General features: G+C 58.5%; 5 protein-coding genes. All 5 read right to left on the minus strand.

All coding sequences use genetic code 11. The annotated features are described in order from the left end of the window. On the minus strand, nucleotides 1-625 hold a 625-nt coding region (locus A5791_RS26505; RefSeq protein ID WP_156661307.1), incomplete at its 3' end, for a hypothetical protein. A gap of 234 nt (nucleotides 626-859) precedes the next feature. After that, nucleotides 860-2,320: a hypothetical protein gene (locus A5791_RS14735; RefSeq protein WP_156661316.1), complete on the minus strand. Its 1,461-nt coding sequence runs from the start codon at nucleotides 2,318-2,320 to the stop codon at nucleotides 860-862. A 693-nt stretch (nucleotides 2,321-3,013) separates the two neighbouring features. Further along, nucleotides 3,014-3,217: a hypothetical protein gene (locus A5791_RS26510; RefSeq protein WP_156661318.1), complete on the minus strand. Its 204-nt coding sequence runs from the start codon at nucleotides 3,215-3,217 to the stop codon at nucleotides 3,014-3,016. A gap of 113 nt (nucleotides 3,218-3,330) precedes the next feature. Next, nucleotides 3,331-3,534, minus strand: coding sequence for a hypothetical protein (locus tag A5791_RS14750; protein ID WP_067237952.1), 204 nt, complete (start codon nucleotides 3,532-3,534; stop codon nucleotides 3,331-3,333). A gap of 199 nt (nucleotides 3,535-3,733) precedes the next feature. Beyond that, a partial coding sequence (locus tag A5791_RS14755; RefSeq protein WP_067237955.1) for a bifunctional DNA primase/polymerase occupies nucleotides 3,734-4,432 on the minus strand: 699 nt, incomplete at its 5' end.

A 4,432-nucleotide genomic window follows, 5' to 3' on the forward strand; every position in this document is an offset into this window, starting at 1 on the left:
TGGCCTCTCGTGGCGGCACGCTGTCTGAAAACGGCTCGCGGTGCTCGTCAGCTACAGGGTGCGCGTCTGCGTATCCGATATCTGCGTAGGCAGGTGCTGGGGGGGCGTGGTGGCCAGCTGAACCGTAATCGCCACTAACGCCTTGCGATTCGTCACCAGGTGTACCGCCGATAGAGTCCCAAACCTGCTCGAAGGGTGATGACGGTTCTCCCTGGCTTAGTACAACTTCCGCAGGAGGCTTAAGGCCAGCACGGTCCAGGCTGTCCTTAATAGCTGCCAGCTTGACGGCTTCACTGTCGGCAGTGAGCGCAATCCCTAGGAGTTGCTTGGCCATTAGGTCTGCGGCGTTCTCGAGACGTACCCTTGCAGCGTTTCTGATGTGCCGTGTCGCACCGCCATGCGTTCTGCACACTGTGGCGCCCTTGATTGCAGCTTTCAGGCAGCGGTCGCCGTTGGTCTTGTGTGCGACGCATCTACGGGCCTGCACTTCGGGAGAGGCAAGCTGCCACCACTCTTCGCTCCACCGCGGATAGTCCATGCGTGGGTTTGTCGATACTTGAACTGCCGGAAGGTTATCGCTGTCAACGATTTCTGCGTCGATAACGCCGTCATCATCGGTACTCATGCTGTTAGCTCCTTGCCAATCGTGCTGTACTGCAGGCATTTCCGCAAGTCGGAATCGTGGATATCGTGGAGCACTCCATGATTCGCCGGGCCGCGCCGCGTGGAAGGCCCAGTACAAAATTGCAAGTCAAAGTAAATCCATATCGCATATATAAGGGGCCGTCGCGCGGCCAATCGTGGAGCCCTCCACGATTCCACGATTCGCGCTGGCAGCCGCCACGCGCCAATTCCGAAACTATTGACGCAGCCACAGTTTCCACCCCGCTTTCTGGTTTCGAGTCGTGTACCGCTCGATAGTCAGGCACCCGTCCTCCTCTGCACGAGAGGCCATGGGTTTCACTAGTTCCCGGTCTGCGCCGGTGAAGTGCAAGCTTTCCAAGCGCGCAACGGTCTGCCCGTCTTTCTTCTTCAGCTGCGCCAGCAGCTTGTCGTAGACCTTCTTCTCACGGTCCAGGCTGACGTGCTTCGCTTTCTCCGTTTCCCGCACAGCGCTGCGCTTTCCTTGCTCGCGCAATTCCTGCTGTGTAAGCGCGGCAAGTTCGGCGGTCATAGATTCTCGGCAGTATTCCGAAACTCGCATTACTACGTCGGCTCGCTGCCAATCATCCTCAGAGATGCCGCTGGTGCGGTGATCCAGCCACATCAGGCCAGCAGCTACCTTCAGCTTGGACTGGTTGTAGTGCGCACCGAGAAGGTTCGCCGTGCCTTTATGCCGCGCTACGTGATCCGCACGGATTTGGGAGCGGATTGACTTGGGCACGTCGAGCTCGACCAGCTGGCCCTTCTCTAAGGACTTGTCCAACGCGTCCAAAGGGTCTTGGTACACCTTTGGGTGCGCTCCGCTGAGGCTTTCCCAGGACGGTATTCGATAGGAACACTTGACCTGTGGCGCGTTCTCGTCCATGTCGGGATCCAACGTCGGTAGCCAAAGAAACCGTTGCGGCGTACCAGCGTTAACCTGCTCAGGGTCCATCAACCAACCGCTGCGGCCCTGTTGCACACCGATAACGAGAACCAACCGGTAGCGGTGCAGCCCGATATTCAAAGCTTTAGAGGGGTCGGCGTACGGATGTCCTAGTGGTTCACCGGAATAGGCCTTACGTAGTTGCGGACCGATGTTGGCTCCACTTCTCGCCAGCTGGGCTGCCGCTGAGTCGATCTCACTTTCGTCAATAAACACCGAGGTCCGCAAGGGCTTTTGGACCCACCCTTGGGTTCTGTCTTTGAGCTTGTAGGCATAAAGCTTCGCCAGCCCTTCGCCGCTCCCGAGACTTACCACACATAGTGGGTCATCCATATTCAGGAAGGCTCCGGCGGCTCGCATGCTGCCGCCTTTGCCGGTGCCGGGCAAGCCGACAAGGGACAGAAACAGATTCAGGCTGGCGGTGCCTCCAATGATTGACGGCAGCACTACATACGGCGGAATCTGGGCCACGGCGTAGGCCTGCACAGCGCCGTACACACTCAGCGGGTTGACCAGTTGTCCGCGGGCGAAGTCTCGTAGATTCCGTAGGTAACCCGTTGAGTCGAAGAACTCCTTGACGTCACCGAACAGCGGGTCTTGCGGGTCAGCATAGGACGGCCTGCTAATGGAAGGGGTAGGGGCACTATCCAGCTGGCCGTTGCCGCTGGGTTTGATCTGCCACGCATTCGGCGCGGAGTTAACGAGGCGCAGACCGCCCGAATCTGCTAGCATTGCAGTCACTTTCATCTCCAATGACGGCCCCGTTTTGTCTCACCAAAGCAGCGGGGTCGTCGTTGTCGTTAGGTAGGTTCGTCGTTCATTTCCCTCGCCTCAGGTCGGCGTAAACGTAAGGCATATCTGTGCGGCCCGTAGTACCAGTGCGTGCTGAACTCGTCAGGGCACTCACGGCAAGCTGCGTTGTCGCCTTCGCACCGCAATTCATCGACAGCGCGCAGGGCTTTCTGTACTAGACGGACATACCGATCACCATGCGGGTACTTGCCGTCCAGGAAGACTAGAAGGTTCTGCAGTTCGTGGTGGATCGCGTTGATCTGGCCGCCAACCTGTTGGTGCTCCGCTGCCGTTGGTCGAGGCTTCATTCCAAGCCCGCTAGGACGAACAGGTTGACGTAGTCGCGGTCTGCTAGGCACCTAATGTGGTCGTACATGTCGTGCCAAGACTCGGAGCAGTCGGGGTAGTACTGCGCGTGTGCCTTTTGGCTTGCGTAATGCATACCGCTACAACGGTCCTCCGGCGTTAGCGTTAGGCCGTCACCTTGCATGCACTTGTAGCAAAGAACGGTCCTATCATCGTCTAAGACCTGATGCAATCGCTTGCTACCGATTTTGTGTCCGCATCCAACGCAGGCGACAGGCTTACGGCGGGCAGCCATCACCTCTGCAGTAGAGACAGTGTGTGTTTGGATCACAGTAGGCCTCTCTGGTGCTCACAGGTGACGCGAACGCCGCGCTCATGGTCGTAGGCAAATTTCATCCATTCAGCGTCGTCGTAGAACACCGTGTTGCGGGACATGAAGTCTTCCAGAGTGAGTAGCACCTGGTGCAGCGGTTCGCCCACGAACCATTCGTACAGCTGTACCAGGTAGGTGTTTGTATCTACCTGACACACAACCTTTCCCTGCATCTCGACCAGCTGGCATCCGCACTCGCGTTCAGTCCGCGTGTGAAAATACCTGTCGACGAGGGTGATTTGGGTCTCGACTGTAGCCGTAACAGGCTGTGTCACAGTGCCTCCCCGGCCAGCCAAGCCTCAATATCCTTGAGGGTATAGTAGATTCGGCCATGAATCTTCGTCCGCTTCAACGGCCTATCGCCGTGGTAGGCAGCTGCATTCACTGAGTTTTCTGTGATGTGGTTGAGACCGCGTTCGTGTGCCAGACGCACAACACCCTTGCGGTCGTAGTACTGCTGTACTGGTGCTGACATGCTCTCTCTCCGTGGTTAACTCGTCGATCGGTCGCGTTTTGCCGCCATGCGCAGCAAACCCGAGCGTAGAAGATCAATGCGCGGCGCGCAGCATCGGAACGTAGTTTCCTGTTGGGAGACAATGCGATACAGCAGCCACAGAGCCTAGAATTGGCAATGCAACCGCTGCAGTGGCCGAAAGTTTGGTAGCTTCTTGTAGTTACACATACTCTCGGGAGTCGGTTCCGGAACACCGGTCACTTTTCAGCTGCAACTGTTTGGCGTTGCTGTTCTCGGCTACATCTATGGCCCACTGCACCAGGCGGGAAAACTCTTGGCGGTCACGGTCCCATTGTTGCCGTAGTGTCCGTATGACCGTCCTGGCGGGCACGTAGCCAATGCGGGCTTCTGCCAACCCAACGCGCAAAGCTTCCCGCATGGCGTCGTGCGGGCTGCGTCCGCGATCCAATAACACTGCGTGCAGCTTCACTAGCGCGGCGATCTTGTGCGGCCTGGCGTTGCCGGTGTACCGGGTGCAGAACTGCCCGACTGTCAGCGTTGTGGCGCCAACCACCACCCCGGCCCCTGCCTGAACCGTATGCGTTGCTAGGTATTCGGCAAGTTCCTCCGGTACAGCCGGCGGCACACCAGCACGCACCACGCGGCGGTTTCCGTACGGAGGCAGCACGATACCGCCGCCCACACAGCGCAACTCTCCAAAGGGCAGCGTTGGATTACCCAACCGGAGGCCATGCGGCAGGCAAAACCAGTAGTGTCCTCGGTTCGGACTTTCTTCCGGCCGGGTGGCCACGTAGACAGCAGCGGCCAAATGCGTACGCAGGTGCCGGGGAGTGGAGCGCGGCCGATCAACGTCGATCACCACACAGCCAAACTGGCCAGGACTGGTGGCAAGAGCCGT

The organism is Mycobacterium sp. 852002-51163_SCH5372311 (assembly GCF_001667115.1).
In the GTDB taxonomy this organism is placed as follows: domain Bacteria; phylum Actinomycetota; class Actinomycetes; order Mycobacteriales; family Mycobacteriaceae; genus Mycobacterium.

Bases quoted from the DNA above. Each gene is read 5' to 3' on its own strand.
- A5791_RS14735 (WP_156661316.1), bottom strand. From the start codon at position 2,320: ATGCTAGCAGATTCGGGCGGTCTGCGCCTCGTTAACTCCGCGCCGAAT.
- A5791_RS14750 (WP_067237952.1), bottom strand. From the start codon at position 3,534: ATGTCAGCACCAGTACAGCAGTACTACGACCGCAAGGGTGTTGTGCGT.